Source organism: Methylobacterium sp. WL18 (assembly GCF_008040015.1).
In the GTDB taxonomy this organism is placed as follows: Bacteria; Pseudomonadota; Alphaproteobacteria; order Rhizobiales; family Beijerinckiaceae; genus Methylobacterium; species Methylobacterium mesophilicum.
In genome coordinates this window covers 1-1,980 of the sequence record NZ_VRVD01000769.1, presented here as the reverse complement: position 1 = coordinate 1,980, position 1,980 = coordinate 1, and the positions used below count along the sequence as shown (strand labels likewise).

At 71.5% G+C, this 1,980-nt stretch carries 2 protein-coding genes; both read left to right on the top strand.

All coding sequences use genetic code 11. The features are described from left to right. Nucleotides 1-555: methyl-accepting chemotaxis protein (locus FV228_RS28075; protein WP_246694059.1), on the top strand; the 555-nt coding region annotated here is incomplete at its 5' end. Nucleotides 556-680: 125 nt separating this feature from the next. After that, nucleotides 681-1,980: CHASE3 domain-containing protein (locus FV228_RS28070; protein WP_147857490.1), on the top strand; the 1,300-nt coding region annotated here is incomplete at its 3' end.

The window sequence follows — 1,980 nt, the reverse complement described above, 5'->3', positions numbered from 1 at the left end:
GAGCACGGCCGCGGCTTCGCGGTGGTGGCCTCCGAGGTTAGGAAGCTCGCCGAGCGCTCGCAGGCCGCGGCCGCCGAGATCGGGACCCTGTCCGCCGACACGGTCAAGGCGGCCCAGCAGGCCGGCGAGATGCTCGGGCGGCTGGTGCCCGACATCCGCAGGACCGCGGGGCTGGTGGAAGAGATCTCGGCGGCGTGCCGGGAGCAGGATGTCGGCTCGGCGCAGATCAACCAGGCGATCCAGCAGCTCGACAAGGTGACCCAGCAGAACGCCAGCGCGTCCCAACAGGTCTCGGCGACCTCGGAGGAGCTGGCCACGCAAGCCGAGCGGCTGCAGGCGACCATCGCCTACTTCCGCATCGACGCGGCGGGGGCCGACGCCCCGGCCGCGCAGCTGCGGAGGACGGCGGCCCGGATGGCCGCGCCGGCCAAGGCCGCAGCCAAGAACCGCCCCGCCCGGATCAACGCTCCGGTCGCGGCGGCCTCACAGGATGGCTTCGTCCTGGACATGAACGAGGGCGACGCCCGCGATTCGGAGTTCATCCGCGCCGCCTGAGCGGCGCCGACCGGGCGTCCCGTCCCGGCCGGCACCACCACGATCAACCGCCGTCCGGGCCCGCCCGGACCCCGCCAGCCGCAGGGTGCTCCCGACCGAGATCCCCGCTTCGAAGGACGAAGGCCATGAACATGCTCGACAACATCTCGATACCGCGAAAGCTGTTCCTGGCCTTCACCCTGATGCTGCTGGTCGGCCTCGGCATCAACGGCGTGGTGTACTGGAAATCGGCCGAGATCCGTCAGTCGGTGAACTGGACCGACCACACCATCAAGGTGATCGACGCCGCCGACCGGGCGCTGGCCGGCATGGTCAACCAGGAGACCGGCTATCGCGGCTTCCTGCTCTCCGGGGATGCCAAGTTCCTGGCGCCCTACCAGAAGGGCTGGGAGGCCTTCAACGCCGCCTGGCGGCAGGCCAAGGCGCTGACCTCCGACAACCCGGCCCAGCAGGAGCGGCTCGAGACGATCCGCAAGCAGGCCGAGGCCTGGCACGACGGCGTCGCCGAGAAGGGCATCGCCGGGATGGCCAACCCCGAGACCCGCGAGGCCGCGCGCCAGACCGAGATCGCCGGCGCCGGCAAGGCGGCCATGGACGGCCTGCGCGCCGAGGTCGCCGAGATGGTCAACGTCGAGAACACCCTGATGCGCACCCGCCAGGACGCGCAGAATGCGGCCTTCGAGACCACGACGCAGATGATCCTGCTCGGCATCGCGGCCAACCTCGTGATCGCCGTCGCGATCGGGTTCGTGCTGGTCCGCACCGTGGCGAAGCCGGTCACCGCGATCAGCGCCCGCCTGGCGACCCTGGCGACGCCGTTCGACACCGGCCGCCTCGACGAGGTCGGCCGGATCCAGGGCACCGCCCAGGCGGTGGAGCAGGCCTTCCGGGAGATCTCGGACGTGCTGGCCGCCGCCTCGCTCGGCGACTTCACCAAGACCCTCACGCAGGATTTCGGCGGGCTCAGCAGCGAGGTCCAGGCCCATCTCCGGGCGACCACCGACAACCTGCAGGTGATCGCCGGCGTCGCCTCGGCGATCGCGGCGGGCGATCTGACCGTCGAGGCCAAGCGCCTGTCCGACAAGGACGTCCTCGGCATCGCCCTGGAGCAGATGCTGGGCAAGCTCCGGGCCGTGGTGACGGAGGCCGCCACCGCCGCCGGCAACGTCTCGGCGGGCTCTCAGGAGCTGTCGGCCTCGGCCGAGCAGCTGTCGCAGGGCTCCACCGAGCAGGCGGCCTCCACCGAGGAGGCGTCCGCCTCCGTCGAGGAGATGGCCGCCAACGTGAAGCAGAACGCCGAGAACGCCAGCCAGACCGAGGCGATCGCGCGCCAGTCGGCCAAGGACGCCGAGGCGAGCGGCGCCGCGGTGGGCCGGGCGGTCGACGCCATGCAGACCATCGCCCAGAAGATCACCATCGTGCAGG